This window comes from Burkholderia lata (assembly GCF_902499335.1).
Taxonomy (GTDB): Bacteria; Pseudomonadota; Gammaproteobacteria; order Burkholderiales; family Burkholderiaceae; genus Burkholderia; species Burkholderia lata_B.
In genome coordinates, this window is the sequence record NZ_CABVQK010000008.1 from 338,806 (window position 1) to 360,441 (window position 21,636).

Genomic DNA, 21,636 nt, shown 5'->3' on the forward strand with positions numbered 1-21,636 from the left:
GATGGCGGCGGGAGGGCTCAATATGCCCTTCCCCGCCGCGCTCACCATGGCAGCGAGTACGTCTTCACGTTCGTGAAGCTCTTCATCGCTTCCTGCACGCCTTCCTTGTACCCGAGCCCCGAATCCTTCACACCGCCGAACGGTGTCAGTTCGAGCCGGTAGCCCGGCACTTCGCGCACGTTCACGCTGCCGACTTCCAGCTCGGTGATGAAGCGCGTGATGCTGTCGAAGCGGTTCGTGCAGACCGACGACGACAGCGCATAGTCGGTGCTGTTCGACATCCGGATCGCTTCATCGATGTCGCGGAAGCGCATGATCGGCGACACGGGGCCGAAGGTTTCGTACTTCACGAGCGGCATGTCGGGCGTCACGCGATCGATCACCGTCGGCGAATACAGCGCGCCGTTGCGGACGTTGCCGACCAGGAGCCGCGCCCCCCGCGCGATCGCGTCGTTCACCTGCTGCTCGCAGAACTTCGCGGCCGCCTCGTCGATCACCGTGCCCATGTCCACCGACGGATCCGCCGGATTGCCGTACGACCATGCGCGCGTCTTCTCGACCACCAGCTCCGTGAAGCGATCGACCACCGACTCGTGCACGAGCATCCGCTTGATCGCCGTGCAACGCTGCCCCGAGTTCTTGTATGAACCCGACACCGCAAGCGTGCTCGCTTCGTCGAGATCGGCGTCTTCCATCACGATGATCGGATCGTTGCCGCCGAGTTCGAGCACCGCGCGCCGATAGCCCATCCGCGACGCGATCGACTTGCCGATCGATACACCGCCGGTGAACGTGATGAGGTCGATCGCCGGGTTCGTGATCAGCTCGTCGGCAATTTCCTTCGGGTCGCCGGTAATCACCTGCAGCATCTGCGGCGGCAGGCCGGCTTCGTACAGGATGTCCGCGAACAGGTAACACGACAGCGGCACCTTCTCCGACGGCTTCACGACGATCCGGTTGTTGGTCGCGACCGACGGCACGATCTTGTGCGCGACCTGGTTCATCGGGTGGTTGAACGGCGTGATCGCCGAAATCACGCCGAGCAGCGGATCGCGCTGCGTGTACACACGGCGCTGCTTGCCGTGCGGGGTCAGGTCGCACGAGAAAATCTGCCCGTCGTCCTTCAGCACTTCACCGGCGCCGAACATCAGCACGTCGGCCACGCGGCCCGCTTCGTATGTCGAATCCTTGAGGCACAGCCCGGACTCGGCCGTGATCAGCCCCGCGATCTCCGCCGTACGCGAGCGCACGATATCGGCCGCGCGTCTCAGGATCGCCGCACGATCGTGGCGCGTGAGCACAGGCCGGTAAACACGCGCGACCGCGAACGCGCGCCGCACGTCGTCCAGCGTCGCCTTCGGCACGGTGCCGACCAGCGAGCCGTCGTACGGGTTGCGCACGTCGATGACGGCGTCGCGCCACACGCGCTGCCCGTCGATGCGCAACGCTTCGTGGCGCACGTCGGATGCGGGAATCGGCTTCAGGACCGTGCTCATGTCGTCTCCGTCTTTGTGCAGCGTGATCATGGTCACGCTTTCGGTTACCGCACCACCACCAGCCCTTCGTATTCGAGGCAGCGGCACAGCGTCGCCCATGCCGGCGTATCGGGCCATTCACGTGCGCGGGCGTCGATGCGGATCGGTCGCCCGAATTCGCGCGACACGCACGCCAGCAGCGTGTGCGCGATGCCGCTGCGCCGATACGCGGGTTCGACGTACAGCCGCGTGAGCGACGGCGATCGCACCGCACCACGACTGTCGTCGTCGATGCCGAGTTCTCCGATCGCCTCGTCGTCGCGATACGCGACCGCCGTCGCACGCGCGTCGTCGAACTCGATGCGGATCACGCGCTCGCAGCGATCCCTGAACACGACCACCTGCATGGCGTTCCTCTCCTTTGCATCACGCTGCCAGCGAACGCGATGCGCGCACGCCTCCCTGCGCCCGCGAACCGGGGACTTATCCGGATCGTCCAGGGGCGACGGTTTGAGTATCGTCTTGCCACGTCGGCGCGCAGTAGTGCCAGACGACACATTTCATTGAGTCCACATCCGCGGCGCAACGCGCGTATTCTCGCGACACCGCGCCCCTCGCGGGCCGCGCGCGCACCACGCGCACCGCCTCGCGTTTTCCGTACCGATCACAGGAGGAAGCATGCCGAGTCGTACCCCGACCGCCTTATGGGCCCAGCAGTTCCGGCGGTCGTCGGCGTCGAGCCTGCAGGACCAGATCCGGCGGATGCTCGTGGCCGCGATCCTCGACGGCCAGCTCGCGCCTGATGCCGCGCTGCCGTCGAGCCGCGAGCTCGCCGACCAGCTCGGCGTCGCGCGCAACACCGTCGTGCTCGCGTACCAGATGCTCGTCGAAGAGGGTTACCTGATCTCGCGCGAACGCAGCGGGCACTTCGTGAACCCGAAGATGCTCGAGGGCCTGCCCGGCTTCGCGGCCGCCAAGCCCGCCGCGCAGCCCGGCGGCAGCGACGAAACGCCCGGCCGCCCCGCATGGGACAAGCGCATCGCGCATCCGCCGTCGAGGCAGCGCAACATCGTGAAACCCGCGAACTGGCAGCACTACGAATTTCCGTTCATCTACGGGCAATTCGACCAGTCGCTGTTTCCGACCAACGACTGGCGCGAATGCTGCCTGAAGGCGCTGTCGGTGATGGAGATCCGCAACTGGGCGCCCGACCTGATCGAGCGCGACGACGAATCGCTGATCCAGCAGATCCGCACGCGCGTGCTGCCGCGGCGCGGCGTGTTCGCGATGCCCGACGAGATCGTCGTCACGAACGGCTGCCAGCAGGCGCTGTACCTGATCGCCGATCTGCTGTGCGGCAAGCACACGACGGTCGGCTTCGAGAACCCCGGCTATCCGGACGCACGCAACATCTTCGAGAACCGCAACGCGCGGCTGCTGCCGCTGCCCGTCGACGGCCACGGGATCGCACCCGACGCGCTCGGCGACACGCTCTCGCGCTGCGACTACGTGTACGTGACCCCGAGCCACCAGTGCCCGACCACCGCGACGATGCCGGTCGAACGCCGCCGCGCGCTGCTCGATTGCGCGCAGCAGCATGACTTCGTGATCATCGAGGACGACTACGAGAGCGAGAACACGTTCTCCGGCACGCCGCATCCGGCACTGAAGAGCCTCGACACGGCCGACCGCGTGATCTACGTCGGCAGCCTGTCGAAGACGTTCGCGCCGGGGCTGCGGCTCGGCTACGTGGTCGGCCCGCGCGAGCTGATCCGCGAGCTGCGCGCACTGCGGCGGCTGATGGTGCGCCACCCGGTTGCGTACATCCAGCGCGCGTTCGCGACCTTTCTCGCGCTCGGCCATCACGACGCGTTGCTGCGCCGGCTCGCGCATGCGTACAGCGAGCGCTCGCAGGCGCTGATGGCCGCGCTCGACGCGCATTTACCGGAAGCGCGCTATGTGCCGGTGACGGGCGGCGCGTCGTGCTGGGTCGAGGGCCCGCCGTGGCTCGATGCGACGCGCCTCGCAACCGATGCGCAGGAAGCCGGCATCCTGATCGAGCCGGGCAGCGTGTTCTTCATGAACGATGAAGGTGACGCGCGACGCTGCTTCCGGATGGGGTTCTCCGCGATTCCGCTCGAGCGGATCGAGCCGGGTGTGCGGGCGCTCGCACAATGCGTGCGCACTCAACGTCCGGGGGCCTGACCGGAGGCAAACAGGTGTCTTGCGCCGGCGCTGCGCAGTCACGCGGAAGCGCGAACATCGCGTGCGCGGCGGCCGGGAAAACCGTTTCGACGATCGGCCGGGTTCACCCTGCGGCGTGACTCACGGCCGCATGCGTGCAGACCGTCTTGCCGGGTATCGGTGAACGGCACGCGTGAACGCAGGATGCATCGATTCGACCGGCAGGTCATCGTCCGCTGCATCATCGGATACCTCGCGCTTGCACACCGCTACAGTGCGACTTCAATACACAATCGTCGGGATTTTTTTCGTTTCGATTCGTTTAGTAAATCCAATAAAAACATTACAACTCTCCAAATCCGATTGACAACGGATTCGTCCAAATCCTAGTGTTACGACGCTGAAAGACGGCAACAAGCGACGACGAGCCGACGGTTCGATCGATTGGATTGCCAACGAAAAAAGTGCGTGGACAACTGGAGGGGGCGATCATGATTCGATTCACGACGCTCGCGGCAATCCTGGCCGCGGCGTACGCGTTGAGCGGGTGCGGAGGCGGCGACGGTAGCGACGGAGCGGCGGCGTCGGTATTGGCGGCACGCCCGTCGGACACCGTGGCCGATACGACCAATCTCGATGACAACCGCAACCTGTCGTTGACACAGTACGTCGATCCGCTGATCGGCACGCTCGCGAGCAATTCGCCGAACCCGGTACCGGCGGGACAGGCCGGCAGCGTCGAACCGGCCGCCGGCCTGCCGTCGGGCATGGTGCAGTGGGCGCCCGACACCAACACCACGCCGGCGCCGAACAGCAGCCAGGAGCCGAACTCGCCCGCCGGCTACTACTACGACATCCACTCGATCCAGGGTTTCAGCATGACGCACATGCCGGGCGCCGGCTGCAGCGGCAACAACGGCGAATTCCCGGTCATGCCGACCACCGACCCGGCGCAGCTCGTACCAACCTTCAGTCATGCGAACGAAACGGCCAGGCCGGGCTACTATTCCGTGCTGCTCGACTCGCAGATCAAGGTGGAGCTGACCGCCACCCTGCGCACCGGCTTCGGCCAGTTCGCGTACCCGGCCGGCAAGCCTGCCCTGCTGGTACTCGACGCGACCCGCACCAACACCAAGACCTCGACCACCGGCGCCATTACGCAGATTTCCGACAGCGCGATCTCGGGCAGCACGGTCGGCGGCGGCTTCTGCGGCAACTCGGTGCCGGTACCCGTCTACTTCTACGCCGCCTTCGACCAGGCCTTCACGTCGGCCTCGATTTCGCACGGCGTGGTCCAGCTTGGCTTCCGCTCGGGCCAGACGGTCAGGATGAAGATCGGCATCTCCTACGTCAGCGTCGCGAACGCGAAAGCCAACCTCGACGCGGAAAATCGCGGCTGGGACTTCGCGGGCGTACGAACGCAGGCCGACCGCATCTGGAACGACCGCCTCAACGGCATCCGCGTGGCGGGCGGCACGCTCGACGCGAAGAAAAAATTCTATACGGCGCTCTATCACGCGCTGTGGGCACCGAGCATCTTCAGCGACGTGAACGGCCAGTACATCGGCTTCGACAATACCGTGCATCAGGTCGCCAAGGGCCAGCTCGCGCAGTATTCGTCGTTCTCGGGCTGGGACATCTACCGCTCGCTGATCCAGCTGAAGTCGATCCTCAACCCGTCCGAAACCAGCGACATGATCCAGTCGCTGATCAACGACGCGGATCAGTGCGGCGCGATTCCGCACTGGGTCAACGACAATGTCGAGGACGGCGTGATGCCGGGCGACGCCGGTTCGCTGATCGTCTCGAACGCCTATGCGTTCGGCGCGCGGCGCTTCGATACGCGGTCCGCCCTGCAGCACATGGTGAAGATGGCGAACATCCCCGGCACGGCCTGCAACAACGTGACCACCAACGGCGGTCGCGCGAGCTACCTGCAGACCGGCTACATCACCGGCGGCGAGTGGGGGCAGGCTTCGTCCACGCTCGAATACACGGGCAGCGATTTCGCGATCTCGCGCTTCGCCGGGGCACTCGGCGATACCGCCACGCAGCGCATGCTGCTGAGCCGCTCGGCGTACTGGCAGAACCTGCTCAACGGCGCACTGACGCCGCCGCTGATCGCGGCGCGCCAGTCGAACGGCGCGTGGATTCCCGAGACGCCAAGCAGTGGCGACAACTATGTGGAAGGCAATGCCGAACAGTACACGTGGATGGTGCCGTACGACGGCGCCGGCCTGTTCGCGCAACTCGGCGGCAATGCGGCGGTGACGTCGCGGCTCGACCAGTTCTTCACGGTGCTCAATGCCGGCCTGAGCCTGCCCAATTTCTACATGGGCAACGAGCCGACCTTCGAGGTGCCCTGGCTCTATAACTGGGCCGCGCAGCCGTCGGGCACGCAGCGCGTGGTGCAGCAGATTCTCGGCAGCGCGTTCGGCACCGGCCCCGACGGCCTGCCGGGCAACGACGACCTCGGCGCCGTGTCGGGCTGGTATGTCTGGGGCGCGCTGGGCCTGTATCCGCAGATCCCCGGCGTGGCGGGCCTGGCGATCGGCAGCCCGCAGTTCCCGCAGATCGACGTACGGCTCGGCAACGGCCGCACGTGGCGGATTCGCGCCGAGGGCGCGCCCGCGTCCACCTATGTGCAGTCGCTGTCGATCAACGGTCGCGCCCACGATGTACCGTGGGTCGCCTACGACGACATCGCGAACGGCGCGACGCTGCACTTCGCAATGGGCAGCGCGCCGTCGCAATGGGGCAGCCGGAAGCAGCCGCCTTCGTTCGGCGTGCCGGTGGCGATCAACGCGGCCGACAGCTACAACAATCGCGGCTTCAGCGCGGACGGCGCGACCAATGCCGACGGCCAGGGCGCGGACTTCGACGGCAGCCTGTTCAGCTACTCGCTGAATGCGCTGACAGCAGCGGGCGTGCAGCCCGGCAAGCCGTTCGCGGTGGCCGGCGCCAGCGTGGCGGTGGCGGGCGGGCCGCTTTCGCTCGACAACACCGTGACCGTCGGCCAGACCGTGATGCTGCCGCCGGGATCGGCCGGCACCGGCGTGGTGGTGCTCGGCTCGTCCAACAATGGCCCGAGCAGCGGCACGGCGCAGCTGAATTTCGCGGACGGCTCGAGTCAGGCTGTCACGCTGGCGTTCGACGACTGGACCCTGAACGGCGGCAGCGCGCACGCCAACGCGGCGATCGCCGTCACGATGGCTTACCGCAACTCGGGCAGCGGCCAGCAGGACAACGTCAAGACCTACATCTTCGCGCAGAAGATTCCCGTGCCGCCCGGCAAGGTCGTGACGAGCATCGTGCTGCCGCGCCAGGTGAGTGCCGGCAAGATGCATGTGTTCGGCATCGGCATGGCGGCGTCCTGACGGCCGCGTGACCGACGGGGATACATCGGGCGTTCCGATGTATCCCCTCGCCGGCCGGCACCGCTTCCGCGCGGCCCCCGGAGCGAGAACACCTTCTCCGGCACTGGAGAGCCCTGATACGGCAAACCGTGTGATCTACGTCGGCAGCCTGTCGAAGACGTTCGCGCCGCGCGTGCGGACGTTTGGCTGTGCGCGGACTCGGAGTCCCGGGAAATGACCGAGGCCCGCCATCGTGCGGGCCTCGTGTCACGGGGCCGTGTCACGTCAAGGTGTGTCACGCGCCGGGCGCGGATTCGAGCAACAGCGGTCCGGGTAATCCGGCTCCACATCGACCTCCACGCGCCTTGGGCCTGGGTCGATCCCGGCACCGGGCAGGCGAACACGACGACCGTCCGGAATGGCGTCGTCATCGACGACATATCCCGCGATGCTCGCGGCATTGTCGATCGCCAGATCGGGATGTGACCGCCCCCATGCGGGAAGGAACCGTGTGATGTTGCACGGCTTGCCGGTTGCCGTCCCGGTATCGAGGACACGGCTTGCTTCGTGGATGATCACGGACACCTGCGAATCGGCGTGCGCGGACCACGGGCGCATCGTGCAAAACCGCGTCCCGACGAAGGGCATGTGCATTGCGGTGTCCGTCGCACACATGTGCGCGGCTCCCCGATCGGGTCCAGGCGAAATGCTGTTGCATACCGTCGACGCGCCGGCAGCGCTGCCGGTGCGAACGACGCTGTGCTCGTTGAACGAACGGACGACCTCCTGGACTTTCGTCAAGCCGGCCAGAAGCCGTGAGCGCGTCTGCTCGTCGTCGCGACCGAACCACTTGATCACACGGCCTTTCTCGGACTGCGGCCAGCCTTTCAGGGAAGCAATACGCGCCGCCAGCAGGCCGATGGCCAACACCTGCGCCTTCGCGAACATGATGCTGAATGCCAGGTGAGTCATGTTTTCGCAGATCGGTCGCATGTCAACGTCCACCAGCCCCGGTGATCCTTCGGTGGTGTTCATCGTTGTTCCGGCAACGGTAGTTCGACTCCCCATCGCGTCGTTCCCCGCCCGAACGCTGCAGCGTTTGAGCGCGTTCCGTGCCCACATGTCCGGCGCATTCCGCTGCGACGCTCACGCCTCCCGCAGTACGTTGCCGGATCGATCCTCGCCTTGAGGTTGCCTGTTGCTCAAGGATCGTCGTATCCGCTCGTCGCATCATGGTGAGTATCTCGGATGAAGTCGGGGTATGGGTTGTTTCGACGCAGTCTCGTGGATCGACAGTCGATCCACGGGCGCATCGTCGGTTGCAATGGTCGAACGCTTGTGCGATCGCGCCGGTTGAAAAGCGAGCAATGGCCGCCCGGCCGAACAGCACACTATCCAACGAAAGCGCTTGCGAATCAGAACATCCCCCGCGCCTCACCCCGCAAGGGCGAGCGTTTGATTTCGAATTTCTCCGACTGTGAAACGCCCACTTGCGATTTGTCTGGCGACCCGCGTCATTCCAATCGAACCAATTGATACACATCCCAAAAAACTGATTCGCCTGACCAGCAATCGTCCTGCGCCATGGATGCGCATCGGCAATCGGGAAACCGTTATAGACCGTGACGGAGCACCTCCCCGGCCGCCCACCCGCCACTCGTCCGGCGCTGGCCCAAGCGAAACCTCCCGACTGGCGCTACCGCCAAAAACGAGCGCTCACTAACGTGTCGATACCGCGTGCCGCATGCGCGCCAGCGCCTTGCGCACCGCTCACCATTCGACAGGAGACACGTTATGGCAGACACGCTCACCGGCCCCGTCACGGCCGCCACGCTCGCGGCATTTTCCGACGCATTCAACCGTCACGACGCCAACGCGCTGATGGGCTTCATGACCGAGGACTGCGTATTCGACGCGGCCGGTGGCCCCGACATCCACGGCACGCGCTTCGTCGGCCGCGACGCGGTACGCGCCGCGTTCGAAGCCGTGTTCAAGACCTTCCCCGACGCGCACTGGGGTCGCGGCCGCCATTACGTCGCCGGCGAACGCGGCGTCTCCGAGTGGGTGTTCACGGGCACGCACGCCGAAGGCTGGCGCATCGAGGCCGAAGGTTGCGACCTGTTCGAATTCCGCGACGGGCTGATCGCCGTCAAGCGCGCTTTCCGCAAGGAACGGCCGAAGCAACCGGCCTGAGCGCACCACCCAGGGCCACCCTGCCCCGCGCGCATTTTGAAACGAATCATTTCATTTCATTCCACATTCCCCGGCAGCGGGTGGAATGACTTGACCGGCCTTCCCCAGCAAATAGCATCTGGAACAAGGCGTTCCGTTAATTGAACAATCGGAGACAACCCATGAGCGAACAATCCACTTCCCTGCGTGCATCGGCCAACGGTCCGCAGGACATGACGCCGTCCGAAGCCTTCGTCGAGACCCTCGCGGCCAACGGCGTGACCGACATGTTCGGCATCATGGGCTCCGCGTTCATGGATGCGATGGACATCTTCGCGCCGGCCGGCATCCGCCTGATCCCGGTGGTGCACGAACAGGGTGCCGGCCACATGGCCGACGGCTATGCGCGCGTGTCGGGCCGCCACGGCGTCGTGATCGGCCAGAACGGCCCCGGCATCAGCAACTGCGTGACGGCGATCGCGGCCGCGTACTGGGCGCACAGCCCGGTCGTGATCGTCACGCCCGAAGCCGGCACGATGGGTATCGGCCTCGGCGGCTTCCAGGAAGCGAACCAGCTGCCGATGTTCCAGGAATTCACGAAATACCAGGGCCACGTCACGCACCCGGCGCGGATGGCCGAATTCACCGCGCGCTGCTTCGACCGCGCGCAGGCCGAGATGGGCCCGACGCAACTGAACATCCCGCGCGACTACTTCTACGGCAAGGTCAAGGTCGAGATTCCGCAACCGCGCCGGCTCGATCGCGGCGCCGGCGGCGAACAGAGCCTGGACGACGCGGCCGCACTGATCGCGCAGGCGAAATTCCCGGTGATCATCTCGGGCGGCGGCGTCGTGATGGCCGACGCGATCGAGGAATGCAAGGCACTCGCCGAACGGCTCGGCGCACCGGTCGTCAACAGCTACCTGCACAACGACTCGTTCCCGGCGAACCACCCACTGTGGTGCGGCCCGCTCGGCTACCAGGGCTCGAAGGCCGCGATGAAGCTGCTGTCGCGCGCGGACGTCGTGATCGCGCTCGGCTCGCGCCTCGGGCCGTTCGGCACGCTGCCGCAGCACGGGATGGACTACTGGCCGAAGGACGCGAAGATCATCCAGATCGACGCGGACCACAAGATGCTCGGCCTCGTGAAGAAGATCTCGGTCGGCATCTGCGGCGACGCGAAAGCCGCGGCGATCGCGCTCACGCAACGCCTCGAAGGCCGCACGCTCGCGTGTGACAGCTCGCGCGGCGATCGCGCCGACCAGATCGCGACCGAGAAGGCCGCGTGGGAGAAGGAACTCGACGACTGGACGCACGAGCGCGACGCATACAGCCTCGACATGATCGACGAGCAGAAGCACGAGAAGCCGTTCAGCGGCGGCCAGTACCTGCATCCGCGCCAGGTGCTGCGCGAACTCGAGAAGGCGATGCCCGAGGACGTGATGGTGTCGACCGACATCGGCAACATCAACTCGGTCGCGAACAGCTACCTGCGCTTCAACAAGCCGCGCAGCTTCTTCGCGGCGATGAGCTGGGGCAACTGCGGCTATGCGTTCCCGACGATCATCGGCGCGAAGGTCGCCGCACCGCACCGCCCGGCCGTGTCGTATGCGGGCGATGGTGCGTGGGGCATGAGCCTGATGGAAACGATGACCTGCGTGCGCCACAACATCCCGGTCACGGCCGTCGTGTTCCACAACCGCCAGTGGGGCGCGGAGAAGAAGAACCAGGTCGACTTCTACAACCGCCGCTTCGTCGCGGGCGAACTCGACAACCAGAGCTTCGCGGCGATCGCGCGTGCGATGGGCGCCGAAGGGATCACGGTCGACCGCCTCGAAGATGTGGGCCCGGCGCTCAAGCGCGCGATCGACATGCAGATGAACGAAGGCAAGACGACGATCATCGAGATCATGTGCACGCGCGAACTCGGCGATCCGTTCCGTCGCGATGCGCTGTCGAAGCCGGTGCGCATGCTCGACAAGTACAAGGACTACGTGTAACGCCGCGTCGCTGACGCACCCCGTTGCCGGTCGCGCGCCCCTCTCGCGCGGCCGGCCCTCCGGCCGGACGCCGTGCCCCGTGCGGGCCGCCGCATCCGGCCGTTTTTCTTCCTTACCCGAGCGAACGATGAAAGCCCTCGACCGCATTCTCGAATCCGCGCGCCGCCAGCCGATGCGCATCGCGCTGTGCGAAGCCGACGATCCGCGCGTGCTGCAGGCCGCCGCGCGCGCGACTCGCGACGGCACCGCCCGCATCGTGCTCGTCGGCAACCGTGCGGCGATCCACGCGGCGGCCGCGCGCGACGCGATCGATCTCGCCGGCATGACGCTCGTCGATCCGGCCACGTCCCAGCAACGCGATGCCTATGCCGACACGCTGCATGCGCTGCGCAAGAGCAAGGGCATGACGGCCGACGCCGCGCGCGACGCGGTGCTCGACCCGCTCTGCCACGCGAACCTGATGGTGCGGCTCGGCGATGCGGACGGCTCGGTCGCGGGCGCCGTGCATGCGACGACCGACGTCGTGCGCGCGGCGATCCAGTTGATCGGCGTCGATCCGGCGTTCCGGATCGTATCGAGCTTCTTCCTGATGATGCTGTGCGAGCCGTTCCACACGATCAAGGGCGGCCTGATCTTCTCCGACTGCGCGCTGGTCGTCGATCCGGACGCCGATCAACTCGCCGAAATCGCGATGGCTGCCGCCGACAGCGCGCACGCGCTGCTCGGCGAAGAACCGCGCGTCGCGATGCTGTCGTTCTCGACGAGCGGCAGCGCGCATCACGCGGCGGTCGACAAGGTGACGGCCGCGACCGCGCGGGTGCGCGAACTGCGCCCCGCCCTCGCGATCGACGGCGACGTGCAGCTCGATGCGGCGATCGTCGCGGAGATCGCCGAGCGCAAGATCGCGCATTCGCAGGTGGGCGGACACGCGAACGTGCTCGTATTCCCGAGCCTCGAAGCCGGCAACATCGGCTACAAGCTCGCCGAGCGGATCGGTCGCGCGAAGGCCGTCGGCCCGCTGCTGCAGGGGCTGCGCCGGCCCGCGAACGACCTGTCGCGCGGCTGCGGCGCCGACGACGTGTATCACGTGATCGCGGCGACCACCGTGCAGGCGCAGGCGGCCGCGCAACGCGCCGCAACCGGCGAGGCCGCGCACGCATGACAACCGACAAACTGGCGATCCTGATCGCGGTGATCGGCGCCGGCAGCTATTTCCAGACCGTCACCGGCTTCGGGCTCGGGATGATCGTGATGGGCGCGACGAGCGGCTTCGGCCTTGCGCCGCTCGCGACCGTCGCCACGCTCATGAGCGTCGTGTCGCTCGCGAACGGCGCGACCGCGCTGCCCGGCCGGCTGCATCACATCGACTGGCGCGCGGTCGGCGCGGCGACGCTCGGCATCCTGCCGTCGGTCGTCGCGGGCGTGCTATTGCTCGAATGCCTGAGCCGCTCGGCGGCCGACCTGCTGCAACTGATCCTCGGCGCGGTCGTGCTGTACGGCGGCCTGAGCGCGGCGCTGCGGCCGACGCCGCTCACCGAGCGCTCGGACAACCGCAGCTTCTTCGTCAGCGGCCTGTTCGGCGGCTTGCTGAGCGGGATGTTCGGCGTGTCGGGGCCGCCGCTGATCTTCCAGTTCTACCGGCAGCCGCTGACGCTCGTGCAGATCCGCTGCGCGCTGATCGTGCTGTTCACGACCACCTCGGCCACGCGCGTGCTGTACAGCGCATGCGAAGGCCAGCTCGATCGCGACATCTGGCTGCTGGCCGCGATCGCGACGCCGGTCGTGATGCTGACGACGGTGGCCGCGCGCCACTACCCGCCGCCGCTGTCGCCGGTCGCGCTGCGCCGGCTCGCGTTCGGCGTGCTGATGGCGATCGGCATCGGGCTGATCGCAACGTCGCTGCCACCGCTGCTGCGCGGCGTGTGATGCCGCGTGGCGCGGCGCCCCACGCGCGCCGAATCGAACCGCCGTACGCCCGGCACTCTGCCGAGACGCATGCGTATCGCCGCATCCGCATCGAATGCCATCGCCCGCCTCACCGCCGCGCACCGATCCACCTCGCGATTTCGACGAGCCGCTTCATGTCCGGCGCCGACGCAAGATCGATCGCCAGCCGGTGCCAGTAGTACGGGCCGAGATCGAGCCCGACGCCGAGCCCGAGGACTTCGACGCGGCCGGCCGCCTCCTGGCGCGCGACCACCTGCTTCAGGTGGTTGTCGAGATAGAACGGATCGTTCGCGAGCGCCGTCGCGCCGTCCATCGGGCTGCCGTCCGAGATCACGACGAGGATCTTGCGTGCCTCCGGCCGTGCCGCGAGCCGCGCGCACGCCCATTCGACCGCTTCGCCATCGACGCCTTCGCGGAACAGATCTGCCTTGAACAGCGCGGCGATGCCCGTGCGCGCATGCCGCCAGCGCGTGTCCGCGTCCTTGAACACCAGGTGGCCGGCTTCGTTGAGCCGGCCCGGATGACGCGGCTTGCCGCGTGCGAGCCAGTCCTGCCGCGCGCGGCCGCCGTTCCACGCGAGCGTCGTGAAGCCAAGCACTTCGGTCGCGAGACCGGCGGCATCGCCCGCGCGGGCCAGCGTGTCGACCATCAGCGCGACGCCATCGATCCACGTCTTCATCGACCCCGAGCAGTCGATCAGGAACGCGAGCGCGCAGTCGGCGTGCGGCCGCACGCGTTCGAGCCGGAACAGGCGCCGTTCGGCCGGCGAGCTGACGAGCTGCGCGAGCCGGCGGCCGTCGAGGCGGCCATGCTCCTCGCCGAACGACCAGCCGTCGGCCTGCGGCACGACCAGCGCCGCGCGCAGCACGCGTGCGAGCCGCGTGACGTTGATCCGCTGCGCGGCGACCTGGCCGTCGAGCCGGTCGCGGTACTCGCGCAGCAGTGCCGCGCGGATCTGCGCAGCCGGCCGTAGCTCGCGGTCGTAGCGCGTCGTATATGCGCGGTAGACGGCGTCGCCGCCCTGCAGCACAACGCTGTCGCCCGTCTCCACGAGAGCCGGCATATCGATGCCTGACTCGTCGAAATCGACCCACAGCGAGAAACTCGTTAGCGCATCGTCCTGCTCGCGTGCGTCTTCCGTCTCCGTTTCCACGACGGCCGCGCGCGCGTCGCGGATCATCGCAGCAATCCGCTTCGCAAGCGCCAGTGCGTGTTCCGCGAATGCGCGCTGATCGTGCCGGCACCGCTTGAGCCCCGCGAGCTGCACGCCGATCTCGGGCACGATCGCCGCGCGCGACGCTTCGATCAGGTCTTCCGTTTCTTCGAGCACCGGCCAGCCCGTCAGCCGCGACCATGCGATCTGCGCGACCGTGTACACGAGAATCCCGACATGCGTATCGGCCTGCCCCGACCGATGGAACGCGCGCGACCAGGTTTCGAAACGATGGCGCAGGTTCTGCACGACGCCGCGCATCGCAGGTGGCGCGAGCGATTCGCAGCGCAATTGCTCGAGCATTTCGAACAGCACGCGTTCGACCGGATCGTCGCCGGACAGTGCTCGATGCAATTCCGCATCCGAATGCAGGATGCGCAGCGCGGCGCCGTCGGCCGCGCCGCGCCACGACGCGAGATCGTCGTCAGCGGCCGGTGCGCGCAGGTGCGGCGCATGGATCGGCAACGGCCGCAGGTCGCGGCACACGCGGCCCGCACGGTAATGCAACGCCGCGTCGCGTGTCAGCGCACGCACGGTCGACGCGCCCAGTGCTTCGCGCGCCGACGCGCGGCGCGCGGCGTCGCGATCGGCGCTCACCGCCCGGCTCCCGGCTCGCTGCCGCCGGCCCGCGACGCGACCGCCAGCTCCTCGCCGAAACAGCGCTGGTAATACTCGGCGACGACCGGCCGCTCGGCATCGTCGCACTTGTTCAGGAACGTGAGCCGGAACGCGAGCGCCGGATCGCGGAAGATCTGGCAGTTCTCGGCCCAGTTGATCACCGTGCGCGGCGACATCAGCGTCGACAGGTCGCCAGTCGCGAAGCCGTTGCGCGTCAGCTCCGCGAGGCTCACCATCGATTCGAGCAGCGGGCGGCCGGCTTCGTCCGCGAATTCCGGCACGCGTGCGCGCACGATGCCGATCTCCTCGTCGCGCGGCAGGTAGTCGAGCGTCGCGACCACGTTCCAGCGGTCCATCTGCGCATGGTTGAGCATCTGCGTGCCGTGGTAGAGCCCGTTCAGGTTGCCGAGCCCGACCGTGTTCGCGGTCGCGAACAGCCGGAACGACGGATGCGGATGGATCACACGGTTCTGGTCGAGCAGCGTGAACTTGCCGTCGCGCTCCAGGATCCGCTGGATCACGAACATCACGTCGGGCCGCCCCGCATCGTATTCGTCGAAGATCAGCGCGACCGGCCGCTGCAGCGCCCACGGCACGATCCCTTCCTGGAACTCGGTCACCTGCACGTCGTCGCGCACGACGATCGCATCCTTGCCGACGAGATCGAGCCGGCTGATGTGGCCGTCGAGGTTCACGCGCACGCACGGCCAGTTCAGCCGTGCGGCGACCTGCTCGATATGCGTCGACTTGCCGGTGCCGTGCATCCCCTGCACGAGCACGCGGCGATTGCGCGCGAAGCCGGCGAGGATCGCGAGCGTGACGTCCGGGTTGAAACGGTATGCGTCGTCGATATCGGGTACGTGGTCGTCGCGCGTGCTGAACGCGGGCACCATCAGGTCCGAATCGAACCCGAACCGTTCGCGGACCGACACCATGCAGTCCGGCTTGTTCGCCACCCCATCCATTGCGTTGCGCTCCTGTCGTTGCTGGTCGCGCAGGCGTCGATCGTCGCGCCCGCGCCAGTCGTGTTTACGGAACGATTCGTTCCGTTGCCGAAAATACGTGCCGGTTCAACGGCCCCGCCGCCCCGCGCGGCCGGCCTGCCGGGCCGTTCGGTACAATGGCCGCAGTCCAGTTTCCGGAACGCCTGCCATGCTGCCCGCGGATACGCCCACGCTGCGCGCCTTCGCGCTGCTCGAACATCTCGTCCAGGCCGGCGATGCCGTGTCGCTCGCCGATCTCGTGCGCGAAGTCGATATCCCGAAGGCATCGCTGCACCGGATGCTCGCGTCGCTCGAAGCCGGCGGCCTCGTGATCCGCGAGCCGGGCCGCAAGAATGCGTACGCGATCGGCCCGCGCCTCGCGCGGCTCGGCACCGGCGTGATGCTGCATGCGGGCGCGCGCCGGCTGCGCCATGCGATCCTCGAACGGCTCGTCGCCGATCTCGGCGAAACCTGCAACCTGACCGCGCTGCACGAGACGGAAGTCGTCTATCTCGACCGCGTCGAGGCCGACTGGCCGCTGCGGCTCGACCTGAAACCCGGCTCGCGCGTGCCCGCGCACTGCAGCGCCAGCGGCAAGCTGCTGCTCGCGCTGCTGCCGCGCGACGAACGCGCCGCGCTGGTGCACGCGCTGGCGCTGCCGCGCTACACCCCGAACACGATCTCGGATCCCGAGCTGCTCGAAGCCGAACTCGATCGCACCGCGCACAAGGGGGTCGCGATCGACAACGAGGAATTCGTTGCGGGCATCGTGTGCATCGCGGCACCGATCGCAGGCGACGACGGCGCGTGCATCGCCGCGGTCGCCGTGCATGCGCCCGTGTCGCGCACACCGCTGTCGCGGCTGCTCGACCACGTGCCGCGTTTGCAGGAAGCGGCGCGCGCGCTCGCGGAAACGTTCTAGTTCCCGCACGGCGTGGCAACGCACACGCAACGTCATGACGCGCGCTGGTAGTAGATGTTCTGCGGATGCCGCGCATCCGCGAAGAAGAACCAGCGTTCCGCGACCAGCCCCGCATACTGGATCACGAATGCCGCGCCAAGCGCGACGGCCGCCGCGACCGACGTCGGCGCGAGCGCGCCCGCGCCGGTCAGCACGAACGGCACCGCGAATGCGCCGATCAGGAAGCCGGCCTTCACCGCACGCAGCGTGCCGTTGCCCTGCCCGTGAAAGAACTCCCGCGTATTGAACGCGCTGGCCGTGAAGCCGCGCGACTTCTGTTCGACCTTCTCGCTGCGGATCCCGGTCGCGCTCTGCACGGTCGACTTCGGCCGCAGTCGTGCATTGCGTGCGAGCGACGCGAGCCGTGCCACGCAGCCCGCGAGCGTCAGCACGCACGCGGCCACCGCGAGCCGGCCGACCAGCGCCGGCGTGAGCCACGCGGCGCAAGCCGTCGCCAGCGTGCAGCCCGACGCGCAGCCGAGCAGCACGAAGTTCACGAGCGTCAGCGGGCTCGCCCATTCCTGCAGGAAGCGCAGGCACGCGTAGATCATCGCGGTGCACACGAACAACGCGACGCTCGCGAGCGCGCCCGCCGCGCCGATCAGCAACGTGCCGGGCCAGCCGAACAGGTGCGCCGCGCCATACGCGAACGCGCACGCGAGAAACACCGGCAGCGCGATGCACTCGCGTGACAGCCACGACGTGCGCCACATCGCGATCGCGCGCCATGCACGTTCGGGGTGGCCGAGATGGAAGAACGACGCCAGCAGACCGAGTGCGCCGAGCGCGACCGACAGCGCGGCGCCCGTCACGTAGAACGACGCGGCGATCTCGACGCCCGCCGCGCGCGCAAGTGCCTCGACGATCACGAGCGTCAGCAACAGGCCCTGTGCCGCGCCGCACAGGGTGGTGAGGAAAACGACCGAAAAGGCTGGGCGCATGGGGACTCCGTTTTTTCGTATGAGTGAAGGGCTTCGCGCTCAGCGCTGCGCCGCGAGCGACACGAGATTGATATCGCCGCGCGCCGCGCGGGCCTCGAATGAATCGTCTTCGCCGACGCCGTTCGACGCGCTGCCGCACCCGCCGCTACTCCCGCAACCGCACGACGCTTCGGTTTTCACGCGCGGCAGGTAATGGTTCGACGGCCGCGTGCCCCATTCGGGCATCAGCGCATAGCCGCCGCGCTCGCGGATCGCGCGCGACACGTCCGACTCCGGATCGTGCACGTCGCCGAACAGGCGCGCCGACGTCGGGCATGCGAGCACGCAGGCCGGCTTCCGGTCACGTTCGGGCAACGCTTCGTTGTCGATGCGGTCCGCGCACAGCGTGCACTTCGTCATCTCCTTGCGGCCTTCGTCGAGCTCGCGTGCACCGTACGGGCACGCCCATGCGCAGTACTTGCAGCCGATGCACTTGTCGTAGTCGACCAGCACGATCCCGTCCGACTTGCGCTTGTAGCTCGCACCGGTCGGGCATACCGGCACGCACGGCGGATCCTCGCAGTGCAGGCACGATTTCGGGAAATGGATCGTGTCGGTCATCGGGAACACGCCCGCTTCGTAGGTCTGCACGCGGTTGAAGAACGTGCCGGACGGATCGTCGTCGTACGGGCGCAGGTCGGCAAGACTGCCTGCTTCGCCCGACGTGTTCCATTCCTTGCAGCTCGTCACGCAGGCATGGCAGCCGACGCACACGTTCAGGTCGATGACGAGGGCCATCTGGGTCATGGTTGTGCTCCTTCGATCAGCGATCTTCAGACTTCGGGCCGGCCGACGTCGCGCGCCGCAGCCGCGCGGCGAATGCGCCGGTTCCCGCGAAATACGCCTGCACGCGCTGCAGCACGCGCGGCGTGCCCGGCAGCGCCGGCATCGGCGCGAACTGCGGCAAGGTCGTCGCTGCATCGGCTTCGGCCGGATAGATCCGCACCTGTACGTCGTACCAGCCGGCCTGCCCCGTGACCGGATCGGAGTTCGACATCCGCGCCCCGCCGCGTGCCGCATCCGGCAGCTCGTCGGTAATCACGTGGTTCAACAGGAAACCGCGCTGCGACTCGCCCGCCTGCGGCCCGAGGTTCCACGCGCCGGCCGCCTTGCCGATCGCGTTCCACGTCCACACGGTGCCGGGCTCGACTGCCTCGCTGTAGCGCGCGCGGCAGCGCACCTTGCCCCATGGCGATTCGACGTAGATCCACGCACCGTCTTCGATCTGCTGCGCGGCGGCCGTCACCGGATTCACGAACAGGTGGTTCTCGCCGTGGATCTGCCGCAGCCACGCGTTCTGCGAATCCCACGAGTGGTACATCGCCATCGGCCGCTGCGTGATCGCCGCGAGCGGATAGCGGCCCGCATCGGTCAGCCCGCTTTCGAGCGACCGGTGCCAGAACGGCAGCGGATCGAAATAGCGCGCGATGCGCTCGCGCAGGTGGTCGGGCGGCTGGCGGCCCGACGTGCGGCCCTGCGCGGCGAGCCGGAATTTCTGCATCACGTCCGAATAGAGCTGGATCACGATCGGCACGCCGAACTTGCGCATCCCGTTGTCGACCGCCCATTGCATGTACGGGCCGTTGCAGTTGCGCATGTACTGCAGCGGCTCCGGCAGCCGATGGTGGTACACGCAGTTGTTCTCGGCGTAGCGCTTCCACTGGTCGGGGTTCGGCTCGCCGACCACGGCCTTGTCGCCGTCCTTGCCGCGCCAGCCGATCAGGAAGCCGGTGCCCGAATCGGGCGCGGTCTGGAAGTTGATGACGAAATCCGGATAGTCGCGGTACTTGCGCTGCCCGTCGGGCGTCGTGAAGGCCGGAAACTTCAGCCGGCTCGCGAGCTCGATCAGCACTTCCTGGAACGGCTTGCATTCGCCGGTCGGCGGCACGACGGGCACGCGCACCGAGTCGACCGGCCCGTCGAATTCGGAGATCGGCCGGTCGAGCACCGACATCACGTCGTGCCGTTCGAGGTAGGTCGTGTCGGGCAGGATCAGGTCGGCGAACGCCGTCATCTCCGATGCAAACGCATCGCACACGACGAGGAACGGGATCCGGTATTCGCCGTCGTCGCGCTTGTCGACCAGCATCTTGCGCACTTCCGTCGTGTTCATCGACGAATTCCACGCCATGTTGGCCATGAAGATCAGCAGCGTGTCGATCGGATAGGGATCGCCGCGCCACGCATTGGTGATCACCGAATGCATGAGCCCGTGCACCGCGAGCGGGTATTCCCACGAGAACGCCTTGTCGAGCCGTGCAGGCGTGCCGTCCGGGTGGACGAACAGGTCCTCGGGGCCGGCGGGCCAGCCGAGCGGACCGGTGGCGAGCGGCGTGTTCGGCTTGATCTGCGCCGGGTCGTTCGGCGGTTTCGCCGACGGCGGCACCGCGCGCGGATACGGCGCCTTGTGCCGGAAGCCGCCCGGCCGGTCGATCGTGCCGAGCAGCGACATCAGCACCGCGAGCGCGCGGATCGTCTGGAAGCCGTTCGAATGCGCGGCGAGCCCGCGCATCGCATGGAACGCGATCGGCACGCCCTTCACCGATTCGTGTTCCTTGCCCCACGAATCGGTCCAGCGCACCGGCAGCTCGATCGCGTGCTCGCGTGCAACCGTCTCCATCTCGCGCGCCAGGCGGCGGATCGTGTCGGCCGCGATGCCGGTGATGTCGGCCGCCCATTCGGGCGTGCATTCGGCCACCTGTTCGCGCAGCAGCGTGAACGACGGCGCGACGGGCGTGCCGTCGTCGAGCGTATAGCGGCCGTCGAGCGCCGGCTCCGCGCCTTCCGTGTGATGCAGCACCGCGCGGTTCGTCTTCGTGTCCCACCACATCCGGTTCTGCGGATACAGCGCATTGACCTCCGGCGCGCCGGCGTCGCGCACGAACAGCCCGAACGTGTCGGCGCCGTCGCGCTGGTCGACCAGCTCGGCCGCGTTCGTGAAGCGCGACACGAATTCGAGGTCGAACGCATCGCGCGCGATCAGCTCGTGCATCAACGCCATGAACAGCGCGCCGTCGGTGCCGGGGCGAATCGGAATCCATTCGTCGGCGATCGCCGCGTAGCCGGTGCGCACCGGATTGATCGCGATGAAGCGGCCGCCCGCGCGCTTGAACTTGCCGAGCGCGATCTTCAGCGGATTCGAATGGTGGTCTTCCGCGGTGCCGATCATGAAGAACAGCTTCGCGTGGTCGAGATCGGGGCCGCCGAACTCCCAGAACGAGCCGCCGATCGTGTAGATCATCCCGGCCGCCATGTTCGCCGAGCAGAACCCGCCATGCGCCGCATAGTTCGGCGTACCGAACTGTTTCGCGAACAGGCCGGTGAGCGCCTGCATCTGGTCACGGCCCGTGAACAGCGCGAAGCGCTTCGGGTCGGTGGCGCGCAGGTGCGCGAGGCGCTTTTCGAGCACGTCGAACGCGACGTCCCACGACACCGGCTCGAACTGCGCGTCGCCGCGCTCGGCGCCCGGCTTGCGCATCAGCGGCTGCGTGAGCCGGGCGGGCGAATACTGCTTCATGATTCCCGACGAACCTTTCGCGCAGATGACGCCCTGGTTCAGCGGATGCTCGGGATTGCCGTCGATATAGCGCACCTCGCCGTCGCGCAGGTGCACGCGGATGCCGCAGCGGCATGCGCACATGTAGCACGTCGTCGTCTTGATCTCGGCCTGCTCGTCGCGCTCGCGTGCCCGATGTTCCATCGTCTGTCCTCGTTCGTGGATGTGGGCGCACCCCGCCGGGGCGCACC

Annotated in this window: 15 protein-coding genes; 7 read left to right on the forward strand and 8 right to left on the reverse strand. The window is 67.5% G+C overall.

Features of this window, described 5'->3' with window-relative positions:
- Positions 1-41: 41 nt before the first annotated feature.
- Positions 42-1,496: a phosphonoacetaldehyde dehydrogenase gene (gene phnY / locus BCO18175_RS21660; RefSeq protein ID WP_174983855.1), complete on the reverse strand. Its 1,455-nt coding sequence runs from the start codon at positions 1,494-1,496 to the stop codon at positions 42-44.
- 44 nt (positions 1,497-1,540) lie between these two features.
- Entirely contained in the window at positions 1,541-1,882 is a 342-nt protein-coding gene (locus tag BCO18175_RS21665) for a GNAT family N-acetyltransferase (protein WP_174983857.1), read from the reverse strand.
- Positions 1,883-2,153: 271 nt separating this feature from the next.
- Here BCO18175_RS21665 and BCO18175_RS21670 point away from each other — a divergent pair, with 271 nt between their 5' ends.
- Entirely contained in the window at positions 2,154-3,680 is a 1,527-nt protein-coding gene (locus BCO18175_RS21670; RefSeq protein ID WP_174983858.1) for a PLP-dependent aminotransferase family protein, read from the forward strand.
- Positions 3,681-4,150: 470 nt separating this feature from the next.
- Positions 4,151-7,036: a GH92 family glycosyl hydrolase gene (locus tag BCO18175_RS21675; RefSeq protein WP_254608142.1), complete on the forward strand. Its 2,886-nt coding sequence runs from the start codon at positions 4,151-4,153 to the stop codon at positions 7,034-7,036.
- 264 nt (positions 7,037-7,300) lie between these two features.
- Here the strand turns inward: BCO18175_RS21675 and BCO18175_RS21680 are convergent, their stop codons facing one another.
- The gene (locus tag BCO18175_RS21680; RefSeq protein ID WP_254608143.1) at positions 7,301-8,050 is read right to left on the reverse strand and encodes a hypothetical protein; all 750 of its coding nucleotides are present in this window, start codon (positions 8,048-8,050) and stop codon (positions 7,301-7,303) included.
- Between the two features lie 759 nt (positions 8,051-8,809).
- On the opposite strand from BCO18175_RS21680, the gene BCO18175_RS21685 reads away from it, so the two are divergent.
- The 4 genes from BCO18175_RS21685 to BCO18175_RS21700 all read left to right on the forward strand — a co-directional run bounded on the left by BCO18175_RS21685 (position 8,810) and on the right by BCO18175_RS21700 (position 13,113).
- On the forward strand, positions 8,810-9,208 hold the full coding sequence (locus BCO18175_RS21685) for a nuclear transport factor 2 family protein (protein WP_174930439.1): 399 nt from the start codon (positions 8,810-8,812) through the stop codon (positions 9,206-9,208).
- A gap of 161 nt (positions 9,209-9,369) precedes the next feature.
- Positions 9,370-11,187 carry a sulfoacetaldehyde acetyltransferase gene (xsc, locus tag BCO18175_RS21690; RefSeq protein WP_174983866.1) on the forward strand — a complete coding sequence of 606 codons (1,818 nt, stop codon included), beginning with the start codon at positions 9,370-9,372 and terminating at the stop codon, positions 11,185-11,187.
- Positions 11,188-11,314: 127 nt separating this feature from the next.
- Entirely contained in the window at positions 11,315-12,349 is a 1,035-nt protein-coding gene (gene pta, locus BCO18175_RS21695; RefSeq protein WP_174983868.1) for a phosphate acetyltransferase, read from the forward strand.
- Positions 12,346-13,113 (forward strand): sulfite exporter TauE/SafE family protein, encoded by a 768-nt coding sequence (locus tag BCO18175_RS21700; RefSeq protein WP_174983870.1) that lies wholly within the window; start codon positions 12,346-12,348, stop codon positions 13,111-13,113. Before pta ends, BCO18175_RS21700 begins: the two co-directional genes overlap by 4 nt.
- A 109-nt stretch (positions 13,114-13,222) precedes the next feature.
- Here the strand turns inward: BCO18175_RS21700 and BCO18175_RS21705 are convergent, their stop codons facing one another.
- Together BCO18175_RS21705 and BCO18175_RS21710 are read right to left on the reverse strand one after the other, a co-directional pair.
- Positions 13,223-14,944, reverse strand: coding sequence for a cobaltochelatase CobT-related protein (locus BCO18175_RS21705; protein ID WP_174983872.1), 1,722 nt, complete (start codon positions 14,942-14,944; stop codon positions 13,223-13,225).
- Positions 14,941-15,930 (reverse strand): AAA family ATPase, encoded by a 990-nt coding sequence (locus BCO18175_RS21710; RefSeq protein ID WP_174983873.1) that lies wholly within the window; start codon positions 15,928-15,930, stop codon positions 14,941-14,943. Before BCO18175_RS21710 ends, BCO18175_RS21705 begins: the two co-directional genes overlap by 4 nt.
- Positions 15,931-16,117: 187 nt before the next feature.
- Here BCO18175_RS21710 and BCO18175_RS21715 point away from each other — a divergent pair, with 187 nt between their 5' ends.
- On the forward strand, positions 16,118-16,870 hold the full coding sequence (locus tag BCO18175_RS21715) for an IclR family transcriptional regulator (RefSeq protein ID WP_174983875.1): 753 nt from the start codon (positions 16,118-16,120) through the stop codon (positions 16,868-16,870).
- A gap of 32 nt (positions 16,871-16,902) precedes the next feature.
- Here the strand turns inward: BCO18175_RS21715 and BCO18175_RS21720 are convergent, their stop codons facing one another.
- From BCO18175_RS21720 to BCO18175_RS21730, 3 genes are read right to left on the reverse strand one after another with little or no spacing between them, the layout of a single operon-like run.
- A complete protein-coding gene (locus BCO18175_RS21720) occupies positions 16,903-17,850 on the reverse strand; it encodes a dimethyl sulfoxide reductase anchor subunit family protein (protein WP_174983877.1) in 948 nt (315 codons plus the stop codon).
- A 39-nt stretch (positions 17,851-17,889) separates the two neighbouring features.
- On the reverse strand, positions 17,890-18,636 hold the full coding sequence (locus BCO18175_RS21725) for a 4Fe-4S dicluster domain-containing protein (RefSeq protein ID WP_174969267.1): 747 nt from the start codon (positions 18,634-18,636) through the stop codon (positions 17,890-17,892).
- A gap of 16 nt (positions 18,637-18,652) precedes the next feature.
- Positions 18,653-21,589 carry a molybdopterin oxidoreductase family protein gene (locus tag BCO18175_RS21730; protein WP_174983879.1) on the reverse strand — a complete coding sequence of 979 codons (2,937 nt, stop codon included), beginning with the start codon at positions 21,587-21,589 and terminating at the stop codon, positions 18,653-18,655.
- Positions 21,590-21,636: the final 47 nt, after the last annotated feature.